Source organism: Pseudomonas sp. 10-1B, from assembly GCF_000935045.1.
In the GTDB taxonomy this organism is placed as follows: domain Bacteria; phylum Pseudomonadota; class Gammaproteobacteria; order Pseudomonadales; family Pseudomonadaceae; genus Aquipseudomonas.
Genome location: NZ_JYKS01000022.1, coordinates 19495 through 41591 on the forward strand (window position 1 = coordinate 19495; position 22097 = coordinate 41591).

21 protein-coding genes and 1 pseudogene are annotated in these 22097 nt (G+C 62.9%); 17 read left to right on the top strand and 5 right to left on the bottom strand.

What is annotated here, in order from left to right:
* Positions 1 to 29: 29 nt before the first annotated feature.
* Positions 30 to 662 (top strand): 2OG-Fe(II) oxygenase, encoded by a 633-nt coding sequence (locus TZ03_RS13175; protein ID WP_051098256.1) that lies wholly within the window; start codon positions 30 to 32, stop codon positions 660 to 662.
* Positions 649 to 1140 (top strand): DUF523 domain-containing protein, encoded by a 492-nt coding sequence (locus tag TZ03_RS13180; RefSeq protein ID WP_051098190.1) that lies wholly within the window; start codon positions 649 to 651, stop codon positions 1138 to 1140. The genes TZ03_RS13175 and TZ03_RS13180 overlap by 14 nt, the downstream gene beginning before the upstream one ends.
* Before the next feature lie 121 nt (positions 1141 to 1261).
* Here the strand turns inward: TZ03_RS13180 and TZ03_RS13185 are convergent, their stop codons facing one another.
* Positions 1262 to 1750 carry a transporter substrate-binding domain-containing protein gene (locus tag TZ03_RS13185; RefSeq protein WP_051098192.1) on the bottom strand — a complete coding sequence of 163 codons (489 nt, stop codon included), beginning with the start codon at positions 1748 to 1750 and terminating at the stop codon, positions 1262 to 1264.
* Between TZ03_RS13185 and TZ03_RS30215 the strand changes: the two genes are divergently transcribed.
* From TZ03_RS30215 to TZ03_RS28770, 3 genes and pseudogenes are all read left to right on the top strand, one after another.
* Positions 1737 to 1952 (top strand): hypothetical protein, encoded by a 216-nt coding sequence (locus TZ03_RS30215; RefSeq protein WP_152645446.1) that lies wholly within the window; start codon positions 1737 to 1739, stop codon positions 1950 to 1952. The two genes, TZ03_RS13185 and TZ03_RS30215, sit on opposite strands and share 14 nt — an antisense overlap.
* 20 nt (positions 1953 to 1972) lie before the next feature.
* Positions 1973 to 2449: a DUF4399 domain-containing protein gene (locus TZ03_RS13190; RefSeq protein ID WP_051098194.1), complete on the top strand. Its 477-nt coding sequence runs from the start codon at positions 1973 to 1975 to the stop codon at positions 2447 to 2449.
* A 191-nt stretch (positions 2450 to 2640) separates the two neighbouring features.
* A pseudogene (locus TZ03_RS28770) lies at positions 2641 to 3861 on the top strand (IS3 family transposase).
* 60 nt (positions 3862 to 3921) lie between these two features.
* On the opposite strand, the gene serA reads toward TZ03_RS28770, so the two are convergent.
* Entirely contained in the window at positions 3922 to 5151 is a 1230-nt protein-coding gene (gene serA, locus TZ03_RS13205) for a phosphoglycerate dehydrogenase (RefSeq protein ID WP_016712564.1), read from the bottom strand.
* A gap of 171 nt (positions 5152 to 5322) precedes the next feature.
* On the opposite strand from serA, the gene TZ03_RS13210 reads away from it, so the two are divergent.
* The 4 genes from TZ03_RS13210 to TZ03_RS13225 all read left to right on the top strand — a co-directional run bounded on the left by TZ03_RS13210 (position 5323) and on the right by TZ03_RS13225 (position 9507).
* Positions 5323 to 6720 carry an FAD-binding oxidoreductase gene (locus tag TZ03_RS13210; RefSeq protein WP_051098197.1) on the top strand — a complete coding sequence of 466 codons (1398 nt, stop codon included), beginning with the start codon at positions 5323 to 5325 and terminating at the stop codon, positions 6718 to 6720.
* 25 nt (positions 6721 to 6745) lie between these two features.
* A complete protein-coding gene (locus TZ03_RS13215; protein ID WP_051098199.1) occupies positions 6746 to 7411 on the top strand; it encodes a fumarylacetoacetate hydrolase family protein in 666 nt (221 codons plus the stop codon).
* 182 nt (positions 7412 to 7593) lie between these two features.
* On the top strand, positions 7594 to 8514 hold the full coding sequence (locus tag TZ03_RS13220) for an SdiA-regulated domain-containing protein (RefSeq protein WP_051098201.1): 921 nt from the start codon (positions 7594 to 7596) through the stop codon (positions 8512 to 8514).
* Between the two features lie 90 nt (positions 8515 to 8604).
* A complete protein-coding gene (locus TZ03_RS13225; RefSeq protein WP_051098203.1) occupies positions 8605 to 9507 on the top strand; it encodes an SdiA-regulated domain-containing protein in 903 nt (300 codons plus the stop codon).
* A gap of 104 nt (positions 9508 to 9611) precedes the next feature.
* Here the strand turns inward: TZ03_RS13225 and rpiA are convergent, their stop codons facing one another.
* Positions 9612 to 10286 carry a ribose-5-phosphate isomerase RpiA gene (gene rpiA / locus TZ03_RS13230; RefSeq protein WP_051098204.1) on the bottom strand — a complete coding sequence of 225 codons (675 nt, stop codon included), beginning with the start codon at positions 10284 to 10286 and terminating at the stop codon, positions 9612 to 9614.
* A gap of 133 nt (positions 10287 to 10419) precedes the next feature.
* Here rpiA and ilvA point away from each other — a divergent pair, with 133 nt between their 5' ends.
* From ilvA to ptsP, 4 genes are all read left to right on the top strand, one after another.
* Positions 10420 to 11934, top strand: coding sequence for a threonine ammonia-lyase, biosynthetic (ilvA, locus tag TZ03_RS13235; protein ID WP_051098207.1), 1515 nt, complete (start codon positions 10420 to 10422; stop codon positions 11932 to 11934).
* Between the two features lie 147 nt (positions 11935 to 12081).
* Positions 12082 to 12507 carry a DUF2269 domain-containing protein gene (locus TZ03_RS13240; RefSeq protein WP_051098209.1) on the top strand — a complete coding sequence of 142 codons (426 nt, stop codon included), beginning with the start codon at positions 12082 to 12084 and terminating at the stop codon, positions 12505 to 12507.
* A 306-nt stretch (positions 12508 to 12813) separates the two neighbouring features.
* The gene (locus TZ03_RS13245; RefSeq protein WP_003249017.1) at positions 12814 to 13293 is read left to right on the top strand and encodes an RNA pyrophosphohydrolase; all 480 of its coding nucleotides are present in this window, start codon (positions 12814 to 12816) and stop codon (positions 13291 to 13293) included.
* A 22-nt stretch (positions 13294 to 13315) separates the two neighbouring features.
* Positions 13316 to 15595 carry a phosphoenolpyruvate--protein phosphotransferase gene (gene ptsP, locus TZ03_RS13250; protein WP_051098211.1) on the top strand — a complete coding sequence of 760 codons (2280 nt, stop codon included), beginning with the start codon at positions 13316 to 13318 and terminating at the stop codon, positions 15593 to 15595.
* Positions 15596 to 15729: 134 nt separating this feature from the next.
* On the opposite strand, the gene TZ03_RS13255 is transcribed toward ptsP, so the two are convergent.
* The gene (locus TZ03_RS13255) at positions 15730 to 16476 is read right to left on the bottom strand and encodes an NRDE family protein (protein ID WP_051098213.1); all 747 of its coding nucleotides are present in this window, start codon (positions 16474 to 16476) and stop codon (positions 15730 to 15732) included.
* A gap of 129 nt (positions 16477 to 16605) precedes the next feature.
* Between TZ03_RS13255 and TZ03_RS13260 the strand changes: the two genes are divergently transcribed.
* From TZ03_RS13260 to TZ03_RS13270, 3 genes are read left to right on the top strand one after another with little or no spacing between them, the layout of a single operon-like run.
* The gene (locus TZ03_RS13260) at positions 16606 to 17388 is read left to right on the top strand and encodes a sulfite exporter TauE/SafE family protein (protein ID WP_051098215.1); all 783 of its coding nucleotides are present in this window, start codon (positions 16606 to 16608) and stop codon (positions 17386 to 17388) included.
* Positions 17389 to 17404: 16 nt separating this feature from the next.
* Positions 17405 to 18214 carry a prolipoprotein diacylglyceryl transferase gene (lgt, locus tag TZ03_RS13265; RefSeq protein ID WP_051098217.1) on the top strand — a complete coding sequence of 270 codons (810 nt, stop codon included), beginning with the start codon at positions 17405 to 17407 and terminating at the stop codon, positions 18212 to 18214.
* Between the two features lie 48 nt (positions 18215 to 18262).
* Positions 18263 to 19234, top strand: a complete 972-nt coding sequence (locus tag TZ03_RS13270) for a thymidylate synthase (RefSeq protein WP_051098219.1) — start codon at positions 18263 to 18265, stop codon at positions 19232 to 19234.
* 117 nt (positions 19235 to 19351) lie between these two features.
* Here the strand turns inward: TZ03_RS13270 and cadR are convergent, their stop codons facing one another.
* Positions 19352 to 19795 (bottom strand): cadmium resistance transcriptional regulator CadR, encoded by a 444-nt coding sequence (gene cadR, locus TZ03_RS13275; protein WP_051098221.1) that lies wholly within the window; start codon positions 19793 to 19795, stop codon positions 19352 to 19354.
* A gap of 83 nt (positions 19796 to 19878) precedes the next feature.
* Between cadR and TZ03_RS13280 the strand changes: the two genes are divergently transcribed.
* Complete coding sequence (locus tag TZ03_RS13280) at positions 19879 to 22092, top strand: heavy metal translocating P-type ATPase (protein WP_051098223.1); 2214 nt, start codon at positions 19879 to 19881, stop codon at positions 22090 to 22092.
* The last annotated feature ends 5 nt before the right edge of the window (positions 22093 to 22097 follow it).

The following is a 22097-nucleotide window of genomic DNA, read 5'->3' on the forward strand; positions in this document are numbered from 1 at the left end:
GCTGTGCGCCGACAGGGCGAATGGATATGATGCGCGCCATGCACATCTCCCCTGAACACCCGAAGCTTGCGGCCGTCGTCGACGATCTGGCCACCCATGGCTGGTCCCAGCAGGCGCTGTTTCTGCCTGCCGACCTGGTGCGCGCGCTGGCGGCCGAGTGCCGGCGCCGTGAGGCCGAAGGCGAACTCAACCCCGCGGGGGTTGGGCGCGGTGCTGCCCAGGAGGTGCGTGAAGCCATTCGCGGCGACCAGATCCAGTGGATCGACCCCGGGCAGGCCGAAGCCTGCGACCAGTACCTGATGGCCATGGACCAGTTGCGCCAGGCCATCAACCAAGGCCTGTTCCTGGGCCTGGAAGACTTCGAGTGCCATTTTGCCCTGTACCCGCCGGGGGCGTTCTATCGTCGGCACCTGGACCGCTTCCGCGACGATGACCGGCGTATGGTCTCGGCGGTGCTGTACCTCAATGAAGACTGGCAACCGGAACATGGTGGGCAACTGCGCATGTTCCTCGCCGGCGGTATCGAACACGACGTCGAGCCGGTAGCGGGCTGCCTGGTGGTGTTCCTGTCGGGCGAAGTGCCCCACGAAGTGCTGCCGGCCGGGCGTGAGCGGCTGTCGTTGACCGGCTGGTTCAGGCGGCGTGGCAATGACCCGTTCTGAGCTGCCCAAGGTGCTGGTCAGCGCCTGCCTGCTGGGGCAACCGGTGCGCTACGACGGCCGGACCAGCGGCCACCCCGACCTGTTGCAGCAGTGGCAGGCCGAAGGGCGTGTGGTGCCATTGTGCCCGGAAGTGGCCGGCGGCTTGCCGACCCCGCGCCCGCCTGCGGAAATCCCCGGCGGGCAGGGCGGCGAGGTGCTCGATGGCAGCGCGCACGTGATCACGGTGACGGGCGAAGATGTCAGTGCCGAGTTTCTGGCCGGGGCGCGACTGGCGCTGGAATTGGTGCGCCGGTATGACATTGGCGTGGCGGTGCTGAAGTCGGGCAGCCCTTCGTGTGGCAACCGGTCGACCTATGACGGCACGTTCAGTGGAGTGAAGGTGACGGGGGAAGGGGTGACCACGGCGTTGCTGCGGCGGGCGGGGGTGCAGGTGTTCAGCGAGCTGGAGCTGGACGAGGCACAGCGGGCTTTAGGGTAATCCTGCACCGGCCCTATCGCCGGCAAGCCAGCTCCCACAGGTACACCACAGGCCATGAGACTTGCAGATTACCTGTGGGAGCTGGCTTGCCGGCGATGAGGCCGGTACAGGCGGCCAAAACCTACTGCCCGGCCGCAGTCTCCTGCACACCCTTGAACCACTTCTGCTCAAGCTCAGCAATGCGGCCACTGTTTTTCAGGCGCTGCAATGCATTGTTCACTGCACTTTCGAACGCCGGGTTGTCCTTCTGGAACGGAATCACCAGCTTCTTCTCGCCAAACGGCAGGCTCACATCGAGCGGGCCGTCACCCTTGAGCGCTTCGCTCGACGGGGTAAGTGCAATGTCGTACTTGCCACTTTCGACGCCAGGCAACACTTCGGCAGCAGGGGCTTCGACGAACTCGGCGCGTAGGTCCAGCTCCCTGGCCAGGTCCTGGCCGAACTCGATGTCGAAACCGGTCAGGTGGTCATCTTGCTTGAACGCATACGGCGAGTTGTCCGCCTGTACGGCAATGCGAAGTTCGCCCCGGTCGGCGATTTCGTCGATCAGTTCCGCCTGGGCCAATGGACTGATCAGCACTGCCAGCAGTACCCCTATGGTCGAACGCATGAATGCCCCTTTTTTTAAGCAGATGAATAACTTTCGCCACGGCTTTCTTCCTCGCCATGGTCGAGCGCAGCCTATGACCGTCAAGCCTCGGCATTGTTTAACCCTGACGGAAATATTTCTGCCAGGCAATGTGAACACCTTGGCGCATATTTCAACTAAGGTGAACTACCGCCGCCGCTGGAATACGGGCTGCGGTCAATAAGTGAATCACAGGAGAAGTGAATGAACAGCCTATTTTCGCGTGCTGCCGTTGCCGGTCTGCTGATGGGAGCGTCGGTGTTCGCCAGTGCCGCGGACGCCCTGAAGAGCCAGGAGCCGCCCAAGGATGCCAAGGTCTTCATCGTTTCCCCCGCCGATGGCGCCACGGTCGACAAGACCTTCACCGTCAAATTCGGCATCGAGGGCATGCAGCTCAAGCCAGCGGGTGACCAGACCCCGCATACCGGGCACCATCACCTGCTGGTGGACGTGGACAAGGAGCCTGTGGCCGACATGCCACTGCCCACCAGCCTGATGCCAGAGGCCGGCACTGCACTGCCGGCGGGCCCGCAAGTGCTGCACTTCGGCAAGGCCCAGACCGAAACCAGCATTACCCTGACCCCAGGCAAGCACACCCTGCAACTGGTGCTGGGTGACCAGTATCACGTGCCGTTCAAGCCGAGCGTGGAGTCGCAGAAGATCACTGTCGAGGTGAAATAAGCGTTGGATTCTTCGCGGGCTCGCCCGCTCCCACAGGCCCCCGCAGACTGTGGGAGCGGGTTTACCCGCGAAGCAGGCGACACCGATGCCGCAGGCAAAAAAAGGGAGGCCACCAGGGCCTCCCTTTTTCATGCTGCTGTCCCGTCCTAAATAAGGTTTACACCTCCCATCCCGAATTTCCGGAGAGTCAGATGGATCAAGGTGTAAAGCGCACGCAGCGTGATTACTCGCTGTCTTTTAAATTGGCAGTGGTCGATCAGATCGAAAAAGGCGAGCTGACCTGCACCCAGGCCCGGGAGCGGTACGGCATCCAAGGAAAATCTACGGTTCTGGTATGGTTGCGTAAGCACGGTCGGCAGGATTGGAGCCAGGGGGCCTCGATCCGCGACGAGAGGAGCTGCGCGATGTCTGACCCCAAAACGCTCACTCCAGAGCAGCGGATCAAAGAGCTTGAGCAGCAGCTTGAGCTGATGAGCCAGAAGGCTCAATTCTTTGAGACGGTCGTTGATGTTCTGAAAAATGACTACGGTGTATCGGTCGTAAAAAAGCGATCCGGCAAGTCCTCACGCAAGGTCAAGTCGCAGGACTGAGCATTGCCAGGGCTTGTCAGTTTCTAGGCATCAGTCGACAGGCTTACTACAAGCGCAACCAAGCCGCTGATGACAAAGAGCGCCAAGCGGATCGAGTGGTTGAGTTCGTACAGCAAATCCGGATGCGCCAGCCTCGTCTGGGTACACGCAAGCTGCACTATCTGCTGCATTGCCAACCTGACAGGCGAGTCAAGGTCGGCCGAGACAGGCTTTTCCAGGTCTTGGGTGAGCGCCGCTTGCTAGTGCTGCCTAAGCGGGCGTATCACAAGACAACGCAGAGCTTTCATCGCTTCTACCGTCATCCCAACTTACTTAAGCCCGGCCCAAGCCAAGTCGTACCGACAAGGCCAGAGCACGTCTGGGTTGCCGACATTACTTATCTGCCCGCACGTAACGGCCCGCTGTATCTGAGCCTGGTAACGGATGCGTACTCCAGGAAAATTGTTGGCCACCACGTCCATGAAAGCCTGCATGCCGAGTCAGTGGCGCAAGCCTTCAAGCAGGCCTTACGAAAGCGACGTCGTCGCCAGCCATTAGTCCACCATTCGGATCGAGGCATCCCAATACTGCTCGACGCTGTACCAGTCACTGCACCAACGGCATGACGTTCAGTGCTCCATGACTGATGGGTATGACTGTTATCAGAACGCACTGGCGGAGCGAATCAACGGAATCCTCAAGATGGAGCTGCTGTTGAGCAGCCCTAAAGATCTTGAGCAGGCGAGGAAGATGGTTGATGAGGCAGTGCAGATCTACAACACAGAACGGCCCCATATGGCCCTAAAAAACAAAACGCCCGATGCGGTGCATCGGGCGTTTTGAGGCCTGTCGGCCTACCTGAACGGGTGTAAACCTATTTCAGGACTAGACATGCAAGCAAACTTAGAACAGTACGCGGGAACGGATGGTGCCCTTGACCTGTTGCAGTTTCTCTTGCGCCAGGTCCGAGTACTCGGCGTCAACGTCGATCACTACGTAACCAACTTTCTCGTTGGTCTGCAGGAACTGACCGGAGATGTTGATGCCGTTTTCGGCGAACACTTTGTTGATCTCGCTGAGCACGCCCGGGATGTTTTCGTGGATGTGCAGCAGGCGGTGCTTGCCTGGGTGCGCCGGCAGGGCCACTTCCGGGAAGTTGACCGAGGACACCGAGGTACCGTTGTCGCTGTACTTGACCAGCTTCTCGGCCACTTCCAGGCCGATGTTGGCCTGGGCTTCGGCGGTGGAACCACCGATGTGCGGGGTCAGGATCACGTTGTCCAGGCCACGCAGCGGGCTTTCGAACTCTTCGTCGTTGGAGCGCGGCTCGACCGGGAACACGTCGATGGCGGCGCCGATCAGGTGCTTGTCCTTGATGGCGGCGGCCAGGTGGTCCAGCTCGACCACGGTGCCACGGGCGGCGTTGATCAGGATCGCGCCCTTCTTCATCGAACGGATTTCCTTCTCGCCGATCATCCACTGGGTGGACGGCAGCTCAGGCACGTGCAGCGAAACGATGTCGGCCAGGCCCAGCAGCTCGTTCAGGCTGGTGACCTGCACGGCGTTGCCCAGTGGCAGCTTGGTCAGCGGGTCGAAGAAGTACACCTGCATGCCCAGGTTCTCGGCCAGCACCGACAGTTGGGTGCCGATCGAGCCGTAGCCGACGATGCCCAGCTTCTTGCCACGGATCTCGAACGAGTTGGCCGCGCTCTTGATCCAGCCGCCACGGTGGCAGGAGGCGTTTTTCTCGGGGATGCCGCGCAGCAGCAGGATGGCTTCGGCCAGCACCAGCTCGGCCACCGAACGGGTGTTGGAGTACGGCGCGTTGAACACGGCGATACCGCGCTCGCGGGCAGCTTCCAGGTCAACCTGGTTGGTGCCGATGCAGAAGCAGCCAACGGCGACCAGTTTCTTGGCGCAGTCGAAGATCTCTTCGGTCAGCTGGGTGCGCGAACGGATGCCGATGAAGTGGGCATCGGCGATCTTTTCCTTCAGCTCGGCTTCCGGCAACGAACCAGTGAGGTATTCGATGTTGGTGTAGCCGGCGGCCTTGAGGGTATCGACCGCGTTCTGGTGCACACCTTCAAGAAGAAGGAACCGGATCTTGCTCTTGTCGAGAGAAGTCTTGCTCATCTGCGTAAACCTGTATCCCGGAGAAAAAATGGCGAGGGGTGATGCCAGGCGCGAGGGCAGCCTTAGCATGAACAGCGGGAGGGCTATGCTAGCATACGCGACACAATCTGAGCTTATCCCGACAGGTGAAGAGTGCTCAGGGTGACTATGAATAAGTCGAGAGTTCCAGCGATGACCCAGCCCGCTGTTATTGATGAACTGATGACCCTTGTCGACCCTGGCAAGGTCCTGACCGACGCGGCTTCCCTCGAAGCCTATGGCAAGGACTGGACCAAGCATTACCCGCCGGCGCCCAGCGCCATCGTCTTCCCCAAGACGCCAGAGCAGGTGCAGGCGATCGTGCGCTGGGCCAATGCGCACAAGGTGGCGCTGGTGCCGTCTGGCGGGCGTACCGGGCTTTCCGCCGGCGCCGTGGCGGCCAATGGCGAAGTGGTGGTGGCCTTCGACTACATGAACCAGATTCTCGGCTTCAATGCTTTCGACCGCACCGTGGTCTGCCAGCCCGGGGTGATCACCCGCCAGCTGCAAACCTACGCCGAAGAGCAGGGCCTGTATTACCCGGTGGACTTCGCCTCCAGCGGCTCTAGCCAGATTGGCGGCAACATCGGCACCAATGCCGGCGGAATCAAAGTGATTCGCTACGGCATGACCCGCAACTGGGTGGCCGGGCTGAAAGTGGTCACCGGCAAGGGCGAGCTGCTGGAACTGAACAAGGACTTGATCAAGAACGCCACCGGCTACGACCTGCGCCAGCTGTTCATCGGCGCCGAAGGCACCCTGGGCTTCGTGGTCGAGGCCACCATGCGCCTGGACCGCGCCCCGCGCAACCTTACCGCCATGGTGCTGGGCACGCCGGACTTCGACTCGATCATGCCGGTGCTGCATGCCTTCCAGGGCAAGCTGGACCTGACCGCCTTCGAGTTCTTCTCCGACAAGGGCCTGGCGAAGATCCTCGCACGTGGCGATGTGCCGGCGCCGTTCGAGACCGCTTGCCCGTTCTACGCGCTGCTGGAGTTCGAGGCCAGCACCGAAGAGGTGGCCAACGAAGCCTTGGCCACTTTCGAGCATTGCGTCGAGCAGGGCTGGGTGCTGGACGGGGTGATGAGCCAGAGCGAGACCCAGCTGAAAAACCTGTGGAAGCTGCGCGAATACCTGTCGGAAACCATCTCGCACTGGACCCCGTACAAGAACGACATCTCCGTCACCGTGTCGAACGTGCCGGCCTTCCTGCGCGATATCGACGCCATCGTCGCTGAGCATTACCCCGATTACGAAGTGGTGTGGTACGGCCACATCGGCGACGGCAACCTGCACCTGAACATCCTCAAGCCCGAGCACATGAGCAAGGACGACTTCTTTGCCTCGTGCACCAAGGTCAACAAGTGGGTGTTCGAGATCGTCCAGCGCTACAACGGCTCGATCTCGGCCGAGCACGGGGTGGGCATGACCAAGCGCGATTACCTGGGCTACAGCCGCTCGCCCGAAGAAATTGCCTGCATGAAGGCGATAAAGGCCGTGTTCGACCCTAACGGCATCATGAATCCGGGTAAGATCTTCGCTCCCGAATAAAAAGCAGTATCCAGAGGAGTCGGCCATGAGTTACCAGCACCAGTACGTAGACGGCACACGCATTCACTTCCCGCTGGGCAAGGTGGTGTGCATCGGCCGTAACTATGCCGAGCATGCCAAGGAACTGGACAACCCGATCCCCACCGAGCCGCTGCTGTTCATCAAGCCCGGCAGTTGCGTGGTGCCGGCCGAAGGCGGCTTCAAGATCCCGACCGAGCGCGGCTCGGTGCACTATGAGGCCGAAATTGCCGTGCTGCTGGGCAAGCCGCTGTCGACGCGGCCAACCGAGGAAGAGGTGCTGGACGCCATTTCCGGTTACGCCCCGGCGCTGGACCTGACCCTGCGCGACGTGCAGGCCAAGCTGAAAGAGAAGGGCCTGCCGTGGGAACTGGCCAAGAGCTTCGACGGCGCTTGCGTACTGCCGCCATTCGTGTCGGCCGCCAGTTTCGAGGATGTGACTGATATCCCGGTGCGCCTGACCGTCAACGGCGAAGTGCGTCAGGACGGCAACAGCGCGATGATGCTCAATCCGATCGTGCCAATGATCCAGTACATGGCCGCGCATTTCTCGCTGCAGGCGGGGGATGTGATCCTCACCGGCACCCCGGCGGGCGTAGGGCCGTTCAATGTCGGTGACGAGCTGGTGCTGGAATTGCCAGGCGTGAGCCGCTTCGAAAGCCGGGTGCTCTGAGCCGAGACCGGGTTGCCTTTTTCGCGGGCGCGCCCGCTCCCACAGGGACAGCGCCGCCTTGAGTGTTGCGCAGTTCCTGTGGGAGCGGGCGTGCCCGCGAAGAGGTCGGTCCTGTTTACCGATTTTTTCACACCCTTTCTGGATAATGCGCGGACTTACGCCCATTACCCCAGGACCCCCGCATGCCATCCCCCTCCAGCGCCCCGGCAACCCTCAAGCGTCGTTTCTACCTGCGCTGGCCCTTCGGCCTGGCCGTGGCGGCGGTGATCGGCTATGGCGTGGCTGTGGCCATGCATTGGGATGACCGCGGTGCGCTGTGGGTCAAGGAAGGCTTCGAAGGCACCGCCGAGCGCAGCGAAAGCGTATGGCTGCCGGACTACCAGGTCGATATCGATGCCAAGCCGCTGCCGGGCATGGACGATGACGAAGCCTCAGACGTGGCTTTCAACCCGCGTACCCGCACCCTGTTCGCGGTCATGGGCAAGAACCCGATCCTGGTCGAGTTGAGCCTGGATGGCGATGTGCTGCGCAAGATCCCGCTGCACGGCTGGAACAACCCGGAAGGCGTCACCGTGCTGGAAGACGGCTACCTGGCGATCACCGACGAGCGCGCGCACGACCTGACCTTGGTCAAGGTGGATGCACAAACAGCTTCACTCAACCACGATGACTTCAAAAGCTACGACCTGGGCCCGTCGGTAAAGAGTAACAAGGGCTTCGAAGCCGTGGCCTGGGACCCGCTGCGCCAGCGCCTGATCATCGGCGAGGAGCGCCCACCCAAGCTGTATACCTGGAACACCGACGGCCGCAGCCCGCTCAAGGGTGACAAGCAGCGGCTGCCCAGCGATGAACTCGACCTGCGCAACCTCTCGGCGCTCGGCGTCGACCCACGCACCGGCCACCTGCTGGTGCTGTCGGCCGATTCCAACATGCTGCTGGAGCTGGACGAGCAAGGCCAGCAAGTCAGTTTCATGACCCTGCTGGGCGGCTTCAACGGCCTGCAGGGCACCATTCCGCGTGCCGAAGGCGTGGCCCTGGACGACAAGGGCAACCTGTACATGGTCAGCGAGCCGGCACTGTTCTACCGCTTCAGAAAGAACTGACCCCAATATCCGCTTTTTCGGATGCTGGCATTAAGCTTTACTTCAGCTGTTCATGGTTAGATTCGCCACCCTTATGTCGAGTCTCCCTTCATGCGCCATTTTGTTCGCCTGTCCCTTGTTCTGGCCGTTATCGGCCTGCTCCTGCTTGGCTGGGCCGGGCAGGAGTTCCGCCTGTTCGAACGTGGCTGGTTCAACCTGAAGACTTGGTGGCAGCCCGCCCAGCAGAGCATCGGCCTGGATCGCTACCGGGTGGTGGTGGAGGCGCAGCCGGTCGAAGGGCTGGACGACGACATCTCGGCGCTGACCTACGACCCTGACCGCAAGACCCTGTTCACCGTCACCAATTCCCGCTCGGAGCTGATCGAGCTGTCGCTGGACGGCCGCATCCTGCGGCGGGTGCCGCTGACCGGTTTCGGCGACCCGGAGGCCGTGGAGTATGTCGGGCCGAACAGCTATGTGATCACCGATGAACGCCAGCAGCGGCTGATTCGCGTGCGGCTGGAGGACGACACGATATTTCTCGATGCCGCTGATGCCGAGCAGTTGACCCTGGGCATTGGCCTCAATGGCAATAAAGGCTTCGAAGGCCTGGCCTACGATTCGGCGGGCAAGCGCCTGTTCGTGGCCAAGGAGCGTGACCCGATGCTGATCTACGAGGTGCATGGCTTCCCGCATGACAACCCGCAGCAGCCCTATGCGGTGCATGTGGTACAGGACCGCAAGCGCGATTCACGGCTGTTCGTGCGGGACTTGTCGAGTTTGCAGTTCGATGAGCGCAGCGGGCACCTGCTGGCGCTTTCCGACGAGTCGCGGCTGGTGCTGGAGCTGGATGTGGAAGGCAGGCCGCTGAGTACCCTGTCGTTGCGCAAGGGCTTCCAGGGGTTGCAGGCGACGGTGCCGCAGGCGGAGGGGATTGCGATGGACGAGGCGGGGACCATTTACCTCGTCAGTGAGCCGAACCTGTTCTATGTGTTCAAGCAGCCGGCGGATTGATTGCCTGTGAGGGCCCTATCGCCGGCAAGCCAGCTCCCACAGGTACCCCACAGATTTCAGGCCCTGTGCAGTACTTGTGGGAGCTGGCTTGCCGGCGATTGCCATCACTCGGCTTTCAGGCTCTTCACACCTTCAGCGGTACCCAGCAGCAGCAAGTCCGCCGGCCGCGCCGCGAACAGGCCGTTGGTCACCACGCCAACGATGGCGTTGATCTGCGCTTCCAGCTCTACCGGGTTGGTGATCTGCAGGTTGTACACATCCAGGATCACGTTGCCGTTGTCGGTCACCACGCCTTCGCGGTACACCGGGTCGCCGCCCAGTTTGACCAGTTGGCGCGCCACGTGGCTGCGGGCCATCGGGATCACTTCGACCGGCAGCGGGAAGGCGCCCAGTACCGGCACCAGCTTGCTGGCGTCGGCGATGCAGATGAAGGTCTTGGCCACGGCGGCGACGATCTTCTCGCGGGTCAGGGCCGCGCCGCCGCCCTTGATCAGGTTCAGGTGCGCGTCGCTCTCGTCGGCGCCGTCCACGTAGAACTCCAGCTCGCTGACGCTGTTCAGCTCGTAGACCGGGATGCCATGGCCCTTCAGGCGCTGGGCAGTGGCTTCGGAGCTGGCGACCGCGCCGTCGAAGGCGGTCTTGTGCTGAGCCAGGGCGTCGATGAAGAAGTTGGCGGTCGAACCGGTACCGACGCCGACGACGCTCTTTTCATCCAGCTTGGGCAGAATGAAGTCGACAGCGGCCTGGGCGACGGCCTGTTTGAGTTGGTCCTGGGTCATGCGGGCTCCGGAAGGGGCAGGGCGGTTTCAAAGTTGCCTAGTATAACGGCTCGCACGGCTTTGCTGTGGTCGCCCGACGTAGCGCTGGGGTAGACTCGCAGCCCTTGTCCCGCGGCCCAGTGATGCTTTCCCGATGCTCGAACAGTACGTCAAGAAGATCCTCACCTCGCGCGTCTACGACGTTGCGGTCGAAACCCCGCTGCAGAGCGCCGGGCAGCTGAGCAAGCGCCTGGGCAACCAGATTCTGCTCAAGCGCGAAGACCTGCAGCCGGTGTTCTCGTTCAAGATCCGCGGGGCCTACAACAAGCTGGCGCAGCTGACCCCGGAAGAACTGGCCCGTGGCGTGGTCACCGCTTCGGCCGGCAACCATGCCCAGGGCCTGGCCCTGGCTGCGCGCGAGATGGGCATCAAGGCCACCATCGTGATGCCCAAGACCACCCCGGAGATCAAGATCGAAGGCGTGCGGTCGCGGGGCGGCAAGGTGGTGCTGCACGGCGACTCGTTCCCCGAGGCACTGGCCTATTCGCTGAAACTGGTGGATGAAAAGGGCTTCGTCTACATCCACCCCTACGACGACCCGCACACCATTGCCGGCCAGGGCACCGTGGCCATGGAAATCCTGCGCCAGCACCCTGGCCAGCTGGATGCGATCTTCGTGCCCGTAGGCGGTGGCGGCCTGATCGCCGGCATTGCCGCCTATGTGAAGTACCTGCGCCCGGAAATCAAGGTGATCGGCGTCGAGCCGGACGACTCCAACTGCCTGCAGGCGGCCATGGCTGCCGGCGAGCGCGTGGTGCTACCGCAGGTGGGCTTGTTCGCCGACGGCGTGGCGGTGGCGCAGATCGGCCAGCACACCTTCGATATCTGCCGCCACCATGTGGATGAGGTGGTCACTGTCAGCACTGATGAGATCTGTGCGGCAATCAAGGATATCTACGACGATACCCGCTCGATCACCGAACCTGCTGGCGCCTTGGGCGTGGCGGGCATCAAGAAGTACGTCGAGCTGTACGGCGTGACCGGCCAGACCCTGGTGGCCATCGATTCCGGCGCCAACGTCAACTTCGACCGCCTGCGCCATGTGGCCGAGCGTGCCGAGCTGGGTGAAAAGCGCGAAGCGATCATCGCCGTGACCATCCCCGAGCGCCCGGGCAGCTTCAAGGCCTTCTGCGAAGCGATCGGCAAGCGCCAGATCACCGAGTTCAACTACCGCAAGCACACCTCCGACGAGGCGCATATCTTTGTCGGTGTGCAGACCCACCCGGAAAACGACCCGCGGGCGGCGCTGGTTCAACAGCTGACCGAGCAGGGTTTCCCGGTTACCGACCTGACCGACAACGAGCTGGCCAAGATGCATATTCGCCACATGGTCGGCGGCCATTCGGCTGGCGCCAGTGACGAAATGGTGCTGCGCTTCGAGTTCCCCGAGCGACCGGGGGCGTTGTTCAACTTCCTCAACAAGCTGGGCGGGCGCTGGAACATCTCGATGTTCCATTATCGTAACCATGGTGCGGCAGACGGGCGTGTGGTGGCCGGGCTGCAGGTTCCGGAAGATGAGCGCCACCTGGTGCCGGCGGCGCTAGCCAAGATTGGTTACCCGTACTGGGACGAGACCGAGAACCCGGCTTACAAGCTGTTCCTGGGTTGAGCGGCTAAGCTGGGGCTGATGGCCCTTTCGCGGGCTTGCCCGCTCCCACAGGTACAGCGCAGGCCTTAGGGCCAGTTATTTCCCTGTGGGAGCGGGCAAGCCCGCGAAGAAGCCAGCACAAAATGGCCTGCTAAGGACAACAGTGACATGGAACACCTGACCACCCTCAAGACCCTGCACATCATCGCCACCGCACTCCTGCTGCTGGGCGCCCTGGGCCTGGCGATCTGGACCGTGCGCGCCCGCCGCCAGGGCGATGCCGAGGCCTATGCCAAGCTGCTACGGCGGCCGCTGCTGTTCGTCTGGCTGGTGATGGGCCTGTGCCTGGTGAGCATGCCGTTCACCGGCTGGTGGCTGGTACACCTGGTGGGTTGGCCGCTGGGGCAGACCTGGGTGCTGGCGTCCAGCATCATCTATACGTTCGGCGCGTTTGCCGTGTGGTGGCTGCTGGTGCGGCTGAACCGGCTGCGCAAGGCCGAGGTGGTGGGGCTGCGCTTTACCCTGGCGTTGGCAGTGTTCAGTGGGGTTTGCTTCCTGTCCATTGCCGGGCTGATGGGGGCCAAGCCAGTCTGATGGAATTTGGGGCTGCTTTGCAGCCCATCGCCGGCAAGCCAGCTCCCACAAAAAGCGGTTTTGCACGGTCCCTGTGGGAGCTGGCTTGCCGGCGATGGGCCGCACAGCGGCCCCGGCAAGCTCAAGTCCTGAGCGATACCACCGGTCACCGCATGCATCGCCCGGTATAGCTGCCCTCGCGCATTTCGCATTCGGTTGCCCGCGTCGCGGTGCTGCACGCTGCTGCACATAAGCTTGGCGGGCGCGTTGCTGCGCTCGCAAGCTTTGTGGAACAATGCGGTGACATGCGTTTGCGAGGTTGCTGCCGTGATCGACCCGGATGGTTTTCGCCCCAATGTCGGGATCATTCTCACGAATGATGCCGGGCAGGTGCTATGGGCTCGACGGATCAACCAGGATGCCTGGCAGTTTCCCCAGGGTGGCATCAACCCTGACGAAACGCCGGAAGATGCCCTGTACCGCGAGCTGAACGAAGAAGTTGGCCTTGAACGCGATGATGTGGAAATTCTTGCCTGCACCCGCGGCTGGTTGCGTTATCGTTTACCCCAGCGACTGGTGCGTACCCACAGCCAGCCGCTGTGCATTGGCCAGAAACAGAAGTGGTTCCTGTTGCGTCTGGTCAGCAACGAACAACGGGTGCGGATGGACCTGACCGGCAAGCCGGAATTCGACGGCTGGCGCTGGGTCAGCTATTGGTACCCGCTGGGCCAGGTTGTGACATTCAAGCGCGAGGTCTACCGACGCGCCCTGAAAGAGCTAGCACCGCGCCTGCTGACGCGCGACTGACGACGGAGTTCGACCCCGAGCCATGCTCAATACGCTGCGCAAGATCGTCCAGGAAGTAAACTCCGCCAAAGATCTCAAGTCGGCGTTGGGGATCATTGTCTTGCGCGTCAAGGAAGCCATGGGCAGCCAGGTCTGCTCGGTCTACCTGCTCGATCCGGAAACCAACCGCTTCGTGCTGATGGCCACCGAAGGCTTGAACAAGCGCTCCATCGGCAAGGTCAGCATGGCCCCCAACGAAGGCCTGGTCGGCTTGGTCGGTACCCGGGAAGAGCCGCTGAACCTGGAAAACGCCGCCGACCACCCGCGTTACCGCTACTTTGCCGAAACCGGCGAAGAAAAATTCGCCTCCTTCCTGGGTGCACCGATCATCCACCATCGCCGTGTGGTCGGGGTATTGGTCATCCAGCAGAAGGAGCGCCGCCAGTTCGACGAGGGCGAGGAAGCCTTCCTGGTCACCATGAGCGCCCAGCTCGCCGGGGTAATCGCCCACGCCGAGGCCACTGGTTCGATCCGTGGCCTGGGCCGTCAGGGCAAGGGCATCCAGGAGGCGCGCTTCGTCGGTGTGCCAGGTTCGCCAGGCGCTGCCGTGGGGCGTGCCGTGGTGATGCTGCCACCGGCCGACCTGGAAGTGGTGCCGGACAAGGCCGTCGAAGACATCGACGCCGAACTCAAACTGTTCCAGAACGCCCTCGAAGGCGTGCGCGACGACATGCGCAAGCTGTCGGCCAAGCTGGCCACCCAGCTGCGCCCGGAAGAACGGGCGCTGTTCGATGTGTACCTGATGATGCTCGAAGACGCCGCCCTGGGCGGTGAGGTGACCGCTGTCATCAAGACCGGCCAGTGGGCCCAGGGCGCCTTGCGCCAGGTAGTCGGCGAGCACGTCAACCGCTTCGAGCTGATGGATGATGACTACCTGCGTGAGCGCGCCTCGGACGTCAAGGACCTTGGCCGGCGCCTGCTGGCCTACCTGCAGGAAGCCCGTTCGCAGTCGCTGGTGTACGCCGACAACACGATCCTGGTCAGTGAAGAACTGACCCCGGCGATGCTCGGCGAAGTGCCGGAAGGCAAGCTGGTCGGCCTGGTCTCGGTACTGGGCTCGGGCAACTCCCACGTCGCCATTCTGGCCCGTGCCATGGGCATCCCCACGGTGATGGGCCTGGTCGACCTGCCGTATTCCAAGGTCGACGGCATCGAGATGATCGTCGACGGCTACAAGGGCGAGGTGTTCACCAACCCCAGCGAAGTGCTGCGCAAACAGTACAGCGATGTGGTCGAGGAAGAGCGCCAGCTGGCCCAGGGCCTGGATGCTCTGCGCGAACTGCCGTGCGTTACCCCTGACGGCCACCGCATGCCGCTGTGGGTCAACACCGGCCTGCTCGCCGATGTGGCGCGCGCCCAGCAGCGCGGCGCCGAAGGGGTTGGGCTGTACCGCACCGAAGTACCGTTCATGATCAACCAGCGCTTCCCCAGCGAAAAAGAGCAGTTGGCCATCTACCGCGAGCAGTTGGCGGCCTTCCACCCGCTGCCGGTGACCATGCGTACCCTCGACATCGGTGGCGACAAGGCGCTGTCGTACTTCCCGATCAAGGAAGAAAACCCGTTCCTTGGCTGGCGCGGCATTCGCGTCACCCTCGACCACCCGGAAATCTTCCTGGTGCAGACCCGCGCCATGCTCAAGGCCAGCGAAGGGCTGAACAACCTGCGCATCCTGCTGCCGATGATTTCCGGCATCCATGAGCTGGAAGAGGCGCTGCACCTGATCCACCGCGCCTGGGGCGAGGTGCGTGACGAAGGCACCGACGTGCCGATGCCGCCGGTGGGCGTGATGGTGGAGATCCCGGCCGCGGTGTACCAGACCAAGGAGCTGGCGCGGCAGGTGGACTTCCTGTCGGTCGGCTCCAACGACCTGACCCAGTACCTGCTGGCGGTGGACCGCAACAACCCGCGGGTCGCCGACCTGTATGACTACCTGCACCCGGCGGTGCTGCAGGCGCTGAACACGGTGGTGCGCGATGCCCATGGCGAAGGCAAGCCGGTAAGTATCTGCGGCGAGATGGCCGGTGACCCGGCGGCGGCGATCCTGCTGATGGCGATGGGCTTCGACAGCCTGTCGATGAACGCCACCAACTTGCCGAAGGTGAAGTGGATGCTGCGCCAGATCAACATGGGCAAGGCCAAGGAGCTGCTGGCCGAGGCCTTGAGCCATGACAACCCGCAGGTTATCCACAGCTCGCTGCAGTTGGCCCTGAAGAACCTTGGGTTGGCGCGGATGATTGGGCCTGGGGCCAATAAAACCCTGTAAGTATGATGTTGCCTGGGCCGGCCTCTTCGCGGGCTCGCCCGCTCCCACAGATACTCCACAGGGCTCGAATCTTGTGAAATGCCTGTGGGAGCGGGCAAGCCCGCGAAGAGGCCAGGACAGGCAACATCAAAGGGTCAGACTGAAAGCTCAACTTCCCCAAGATGCCCCCCAAAAGGCCCGAAACTGCGCTCGACCAGCCGCCTTCTACCTTGATCATCCACAATCAGCACGGTACTCGCCCGGGTCCCATAGTTCTGGCTGGCAATGAACACACTCGACAGCAACTTCTCGGTCGCCAGCCCCACACCTGTCTCCGGTAGATCACCGTCAGCCGCAGGCTGGTCATCCGCCAGCAACGCCAGCAACCGCTGTGGATCGGCCGTATCCAGCAGCCTCTCCAACCCAGTGCGCGCCTTCACCAGCTTCGGCCACGGCGTATCCAGCCCGGCATTGGAAAGCCCATATACCCCGGCCTCCAGCAAGCGTGGCGCCACGTCCCGGGCATGCAGGTAACCCAGCTGCCGCCCATCACCCACCAACAGGTTGAACCCCGAATACTGCCCGCTGCGGCTGGCTACCTGGTCCAGGTAAGCCTCGACCCCCAGTTCGCCCTGCAGATACGCCGCCACCAGTTCACCCCGCGAGCGCGGCCCCAGCGCCTGGCCCGGGTCGCGGATATTGGTCAGTGCCGCGAACCGCCCCTGCGGCCCCACGCCCAGCCAGGTGCCGCCGGCCTCCAGGTCACGTCCGGCATGCACCCCGGGTGCATCCTCCCAGGCCGCCAGGGCCTGGGTAGGGCGGGCATAGAACTCGTCGCGGTTGGCCGCCACGATCAGCGGCAGGGCATGCCCCGGCCGCCAGGCGAATACGATCAGGCACATCGGTCGGGCCTCTGGGTTTTTTGCCACTGTACCCACTGCGGCGAGGCGGATCCATCCTGTCACAGACTTCACTAGAGCCCCGAGCCCGGCTTCCGTTACCATGCCGGATTGATTTCTCGGGGAAGACGAATGGAATTCGTGCTCTATCTGCTGTTGGGCGCCTGCGCCGGCGTGCTGGCCGGGCTGTTCGGTGTGGGCGGCGGCATCATCATCGTGCCGGTGCTGGTATTCAGCTTCACCTTGCAAGGCTTCGATGCCTCGGTGCTGACTCACCTGGCGGTCGGTACTTCGCTGGCAACCATCGTCTTCACTTCGATCAACGCGGTGCTCGAGCACCATCGCAAGGGCGCGGTGCAGTGGCCGATCTTCGCCTGGATGACCCTCGGCATCCTCCTCGGGGCCGGTATCGGCGCCAAGACTGCCTCGCTGATCCAGGGCCCGCTGCTGCAAAAGATCATCGGTGTGTTCGCCCTGGTCATCGCCGCCCAGATGGCCCTGGACCTCAAGCCCAAGGCCAGCCGTGGCATCCCTGGCAAACCCGCACTGATCGGCGCCGGTGGGGTGATTGGCTGGGCTTCGGCCATTTTCGGCATCGGCGGTGGTTCGCTGACCGTGCCGTTCCTGACCTGGCGCAGCCTGCCCATGCAGCAGGCGGTAGCCACGTCCTCTGCCTGTGGCCTGCCGATTGCCCTGGCCAGTGCCCTGAGCTTCATGCTGCTGGGCTGGCACGAGGCGCACCTGCCGGCCCACAGCCTGGGTTACGTGTACCTGCCGGCGCTGGTTGGCATTGCCGTGACCAGCATGTTCTTTGCCCGCTTCGGCGCGCGCCTGGCGCACAAGCTGTCGCCACGTTTGTTGAAACGCCTGTTCGCAGCCCTGCTGTTCTGTGTCGGCCTCAGCTTTTTGATTTGAATCGAGAGGAAGTTCCATGCTGCCTTACCCGCAGATAGACCCTGTGGCCGTGGCCATCGGGCCGCTGAAAATCCATTGGTACGGCCTGATGTACCTGATCGGTATCGGCGGCGCCTGGCTGCTCGCCTCGCGCCGGCTCAACCGTTTCGACCCTGCCTGGACCCGCGAAAAGCTCTCCGACCTGGTGTTCTGGCTGTCGATGGGGGTGATCGTCGGCGGGCGCCTGGGCTACGTGCTGTTCTACGACCTGCACGCCTACCTGGCCAACCCGACGCTGATCTTCGAGGTATGGAAGGGCGGCATGTCGTTCCACGGCGGTTTCATCGGGGTGATGCTGGCGGCCCTGTGGTTCGGCAAGCGCAACAACAAGTCATTCTTCGAGCTGATGGACTTCGTTGCCCCGCTGGTGCCGATCGGCCTGGGTGCCGGGCGTATCGGCAATTTCATCAACGCCGAGCTGTGGGGCAAGGCTACCGACGTGCCATGGGCGATGATCTTCCCGCCGTTCAGCGACCCCGCGCAGTTGCCGCGTCACCCGTCGCAGCTGTACCAATTCGCGCTCGAAGGTGTGGCATTATTCGTCATCCTTTGGCTGTATTCGCGCAAGCCGCGCCCGACCATGGCCGTTTCTGGCATGTTCGCGCTGTTCTACGGCATCTTCCGTTTCATCGTGGAGTTCGTCCGAGTACCCGATGCCCAGCTCGGCTACATCGCCTTCGGTTGGTTGACCATGGGGCAGTTGCTGTGTGTGCCGATGATCGTCGGCGGCATCTTCCTGATCTGGTGGGCCTACAACCGTAAACCGACGGCCAAGGCCACAGTTTGATTCTTGCGGCAGGGGCGATCCCCCTGCCGTTCTTGTTACAGGTAAGCCATGAAACAGTATCTAGACCTGGTCCGTGAGGTCATCGAAAACGGCACGTTGCAGGAAAACCGCACTGGCATCCGCACCATCAGCCTGCCGGGCGCCATGCTGCGTTTCGACCTGCAGAAGGGCTTTCCGGCCATCACCACGCGCAAGCTGGCGTTCAAGTCGGCGATCGGCGAAATGGTCGGTTTCCTGCGCGGCGTGAAGAACGCTGGTGAATTCCGTGAGCTGGGCTGCAAGGTCTGGGACCAGAACGCCAACGAAAACGCCCAATGGCTGGCCAACCCGTTCCGCCAGGGCCATGACGACCTGGGCGAAATCTATGGCGTGCAATGGCGCCAGTGGCCGGGCTACAAGCGCATCCCGCTGAGCAACCCGGCGGCCATCGAAATGGCCGAAAAGGCGGGCTTCCGTCGTATTGCCCAGGACGAAGAGGACGGCGTCGCCTTCGTCATCCTGTACAAGGCCATCGACCAGGTACGCCAGTGCCTGGACACCATCGCCAACGACCCGGGCAGCCGACGTATCCTGTTCCACGGTTGGAACTGCGCCCAGCTGGACGAAATGGCCCTGCCGCCGTGCCATCTGCTGTACCAGTTCCACCCGAACGTGAAGACCAGGGAAATTTCCCTGACCCTCTACATCCGCTCCAACGACCTGGGCCTGGGCACACCGTTCAACCTCACCGAAGGCGCTGCGCTGCTGTCGCTGTTCGGTCGCCTGACCGGTTATACCCCGCGCTGGTTCACCTACTTCATCGGCGATGCCCATGTGTATGAAAACCACCTGGACATGCTCAACGAGCAGCTCAAGCGCGAGCCGCTGGAAGCGCCGAAGCTGGTGATCAGTGATCGTGTGCCGGCGTTTGCCGAAACCGGCAAGTACGAGCCGGAGTGGCTGGAGAAGATCGAGCCGGGTGATTTCTGGCTGGAAGGGTATGAGCACCATGCGCCGATGACGGCGCCAATGGCGGTCTGATCGTTCTCTATCGCCTGAGCTGGCCTCTTCGCGGGCACGCCCGCTCCCACAGGTATGTCACAGGCCCAAGCCTTGTGCTATCCCTGTGGGAGCGGGCGTGCCCGCGAAGCTTTTGGCTCAATGCCCATGACTCCGCCCCACATGCGAATACTCGGTATCAGGCACCGATACTGCCCCATTCGTCTCCAGTCGCTGCAAGATCGCGCACTCCGACCCCTGCGCATTGCAGCGCCGCCTCAGCTCCACTAACTGCTCCTGCAACGCCACCAGCCCATCGATCCGCGCCTGCACATGCTCGATATGCTCGTCTATCAGCGCATTGACGCTGCCACACGAGTCATCCGGACTGTCGCGCAGGCGTAGCAGGCTGCGGATTTCGTCCAGGGTCATGTCCAGGGTGCGGCAGTTGCGGATGAAGGTCAGTCGCTCGACGTGGACCTGGGTGTACAGCCGGTAGTTGCCGTCGCTACGGGCTGGTTCCGGCAACAAGTGCTCGCGCTCGTAATAGCGAATGGTTTCCACGGCGCAGTCGGTGGCTTTGGCCAATTCTCCGATCTTCATCACGAAATCTCCAGCAAGTGGCTTGACCCTATAGTGGCTACAGGGTGTTCACTTGGCAACAGGCGCAAATTAAGGACGACCTCATGAACCAGCCTGCCAGCCACGAACACAAGCACGACCACCACACCCATAGCTGTTGTGGCGCTAGCGCTGCGCCTGCCCTGGTGCAGTTGAGCGAGAAAGCCAGCAGCCACGCCCAGTTCAGCCGTTTCCGCATCGAGGCCATGGATTGCCCCACCGAGCAGACCCTGATCCAGGACAAGCTGGGCAAGTTGGCGGGCATCGAGCAGTTGGAGTTCAACCTGATCAACCGCGTGCTCGGTGTACGCCACACGCTGGGCGGCACTGTCGAGATCGAGCGAGCCATCGACAGCCTGGGCATGAAAGCCGAGCCACTTGGCGCTGAGGACGACGTCACGCCAGCGGCGCCACAACCGGCCAAGGCTCGTTGGTGGCCATTGGCACTATCCGGTATTGCGGCGATCGCCGCCGAAGTCGTGCACTTTGCCGCGCTGGCCCCTGAGTGGGTGGTGGCGGCGCTGGCGCTGGCGGCGATCCTTGGTTGCGGTCTGGGCACCTACAAGAAGGGTTGGATCGCCCTGAAAAACCGCAACCTCAACATCAACGCGCTGATGAGCATCGCCGTGACCGGCGCCGTGCTGATCGGCCAGTGGCCGGAAGCGGCCATGGTGATGGTGCTGTTCACCGTCGCCGAGTTGATCGAAGCGCGCTCGCTGGACCGCGCGCGCCATGCCATCAGCGGCCTGATGCAGTTGGCTCCGGACATGGCTACCGTGCAGCAGGCTGATGGTCAGTGGCGGGAAGTGGAGGTGCGCGAGGTGGCCATCGGTGCTTTGGTGCGGGTACGCCCTGGCGAGCGCATCGGCCTGGACGGTGAAGTGACCAGCGGGCAATCCAGCGTCGATCAGGCGCCGATCACCGGCGAAAGCCTGCCCGTGGAGAAGGTGACGGGCGACATGCTGTTCGCCGGCACCATCAACCAGGCGGGGGCGCTGGAGTTCCGTGTCACCGCTGCTGCCGGGCAATCGACCCTGGCGCGGATCATCAAGGCCGTCGAGGAAGCCCAAGGTGCACGGGCGCCAACCCAGCGCTTCGTCGACCGTTTCTCGCGCATCTATACCCCGGCGGTATTCGCCATTGCCCTGGCGGTGGCGCTGATCCCGCCACTGTTCATGGCCGGTGCCTGGTTCGACTGGGTCTACCGCGCCCTGGTGCTGCTGGTGGTGGCCTGCCCATGCGCGCTGGTGATCTCGACCCCGGTGACCATCGTCAGCGGCCTGGCCGCTGCTGCACGCAAAGGCATCCTGATCAAGGGGGGCGTGTACCTCGAGGGCGGTCGCCACCTGGACTTCCTGGCCCTGGACAAGACCGGCACCATCACCCATGGCAAGCCGGTGCAAACCGACGCCAAGGTACTGGAGCCGCTGTTCGAAGGCCGCGCGCAAGCCCTGGCCGCCAGCCTGGGAGAGCGTTCGGACCACCCGGTTTCCCGTGCCATCGCCCTGTTTGGCAAGGAGCAAGGCCTGGCCTTGAGCGAGGTTGACGACTTCGTGGCCCTGGCCGGGCGCGGCGTGCGTGGCAGCATCGGCGGTGAGGTCTACCACCTGGGCAACCACCGCCTGGTAGAGGAGCTGGGGCTATGTTCGCCCACGCTGGAGGCCCAGTTGGACACGCTTGAGCGTCAGGGCAAGACCGTGGTCCTGTTGCTGGACGGCTCTGGCCCGCTGGCGCTGTTCGCCGTGGCCGACACGGTCAAGGACAGCAGCCGCCAAGCCATCGCCGAGCTGCACGAACTGGGTATCAAGACTGTCATGCTGACCGGTGACAATCCGCATACCGCCCAGGCCATTGCCGCTGTGGTGGGTATCGACCGCGCCGAAGGCAATCTGCTGCCTGCCGACAAGCTCAAGACCATCGAAGCGCTGTACGGTCAGGGCCATCGTGTGGGCATGGTCGGTGACGGCATCAACGATGCGCCGGCCCTGGCCCGTGCCGAGATCGGCTTTGCCATGGCGGCGGCCGGTACCGACACCGCCATCGAGACTGCAGACGTGGCGCTGATGGACGACGACTTGCGGAAAATCCCGGCCTTCGTCAGGCTGTCGCGGCAAAGTGCGGCGATCCTCATGCAGAACATCGTTCTGGCGTTGGGCATCAAGGCGATATTCCTGGCGATCACCTTTGCCGGTATGGCCACCATGTGGATGGCGGTGTTCGCCGACATGGGCGTGAGCCTGCTGGTGGTGTTCAACGGCTTGCGCCTGTTGCGCAAATAGAGGAC

Coding starts and splice junctions, on each gene's coding strand:
- TZ03_RS13180 (WP_051098190.1), top strand. CDS start 649: ATGACCCGTTCTGAGCTGCCCAAGGTGCTGGTCAGCGCCTGCCTGCTG.
- ptsP (WP_051098211.1), top strand. CDS start 13,316: ATGCTCAATACGCTGCGCAAGATCGTCCAGGAAGTAAACTCCGCCAAA.
- serA (WP_016712564.1), bottom strand. CDS start 5,151: ATGAGCAAGACTTCTCTCGACAAGAGCAAGATCCGGTTCCTTCTTCTT.
- TZ03_RS13190 (WP_051098194.1), top strand. CDS start 1,973: ATGAACAGCCTATTTTCGCGTGCTGCCGTTGCCGGTCTGCTGATGGGA.
- TZ03_RS13215 (WP_051098199.1), top strand. CDS start 6,746: ATGAGTTACCAGCACCAGTACGTAGACGGCACACGCATTCACTTCCCG.
- TZ03_RS13225 (WP_051098203.1), top strand. CDS start 8,605: ATGCGCCATTTTGTTCGCCTGTCCCTTGTTCTGGCCGTTATCGGCCTG.
- cadR (WP_051098221.1), bottom strand. CDS start 19,795: ATGAAGATCGGAGAATTGGCCAAAGCCACCGACTGCGCCGTGGAAACC.
- TZ03_RS13185 (WP_051098192.1), bottom strand. CDS start 1,750: ATGCGTTCGACCATAGGGGTACTGCTGGCAGTGCTGATCAGTCCATTG.
- TZ03_RS13260 (WP_051098215.1), top strand. CDS start 16,606: ATGGAATTCGTGCTCTATCTGCTGTTGGGCGCCTGCGCCGGCGTGCTG.
- TZ03_RS13270 (WP_051098219.1), top strand. CDS start 18,263: ATGAAACAGTATCTAGACCTGGTCCGTGAGGTCATCGAAAACGGCACG.
- TZ03_RS13255 (WP_051098213.1), bottom strand. CDS start 16,476: ATGTGCCTGATCGTATTCGCCTGGCGGCCGGGGCATGCCCTGCCGCTG.
- lgt (WP_051098217.1), top strand. CDS start 17,405: ATGCTGCCTTACCCGCAGATAGACCCTGTGGCCGTGGCCATCGGGCCG.
- TZ03_RS13220 (WP_051098201.1), top strand. CDS start 7,594: ATGCCATCCCCCTCCAGCGCCCCGGCAACCCTCAAGCGTCGTTTCTAC.
- TZ03_RS30215 (WP_152645446.1), top strand. CDS start 1,737: ATGGTCGAACGCATGAATGCCCCTTTTTTTAAGCAGATGAATAACTTT.
- TZ03_RS13240 (WP_051098209.1), top strand. CDS start 12,082: ATGGAACACCTGACCACCCTCAAGACCCTGCACATCATCGCCACCGCA.
- TZ03_RS13280 (WP_051098223.1), top strand. CDS start 19,879: ATGAACCAGCCTGCCAGCCACGAACACAAGCACGACCACCACACCCAT.
- TZ03_RS13175 (WP_051098256.1), top strand. CDS start 30: ATGCGCGCCATGCACATCTCCCCTGAACACCCGAAGCTTGCGGCCGTC.
- rpiA (WP_051098204.1), bottom strand. CDS start 10,286: ATGACCCAGGACCAACTCAAACAGGCCGTCGCCCAGGCCGCTGTCGAC.
- ilvA (WP_051098207.1), top strand. CDS start 10,420: ATGCTCGAACAGTACGTCAAGAAGATCCTCACCTCGCGCGTCTACGAC.
- TZ03_RS13210 (WP_051098197.1), top strand. CDS start 5,323: ATGACCCAGCCCGCTGTTATTGATGAACTGATGACCCTTGTCGACCCT.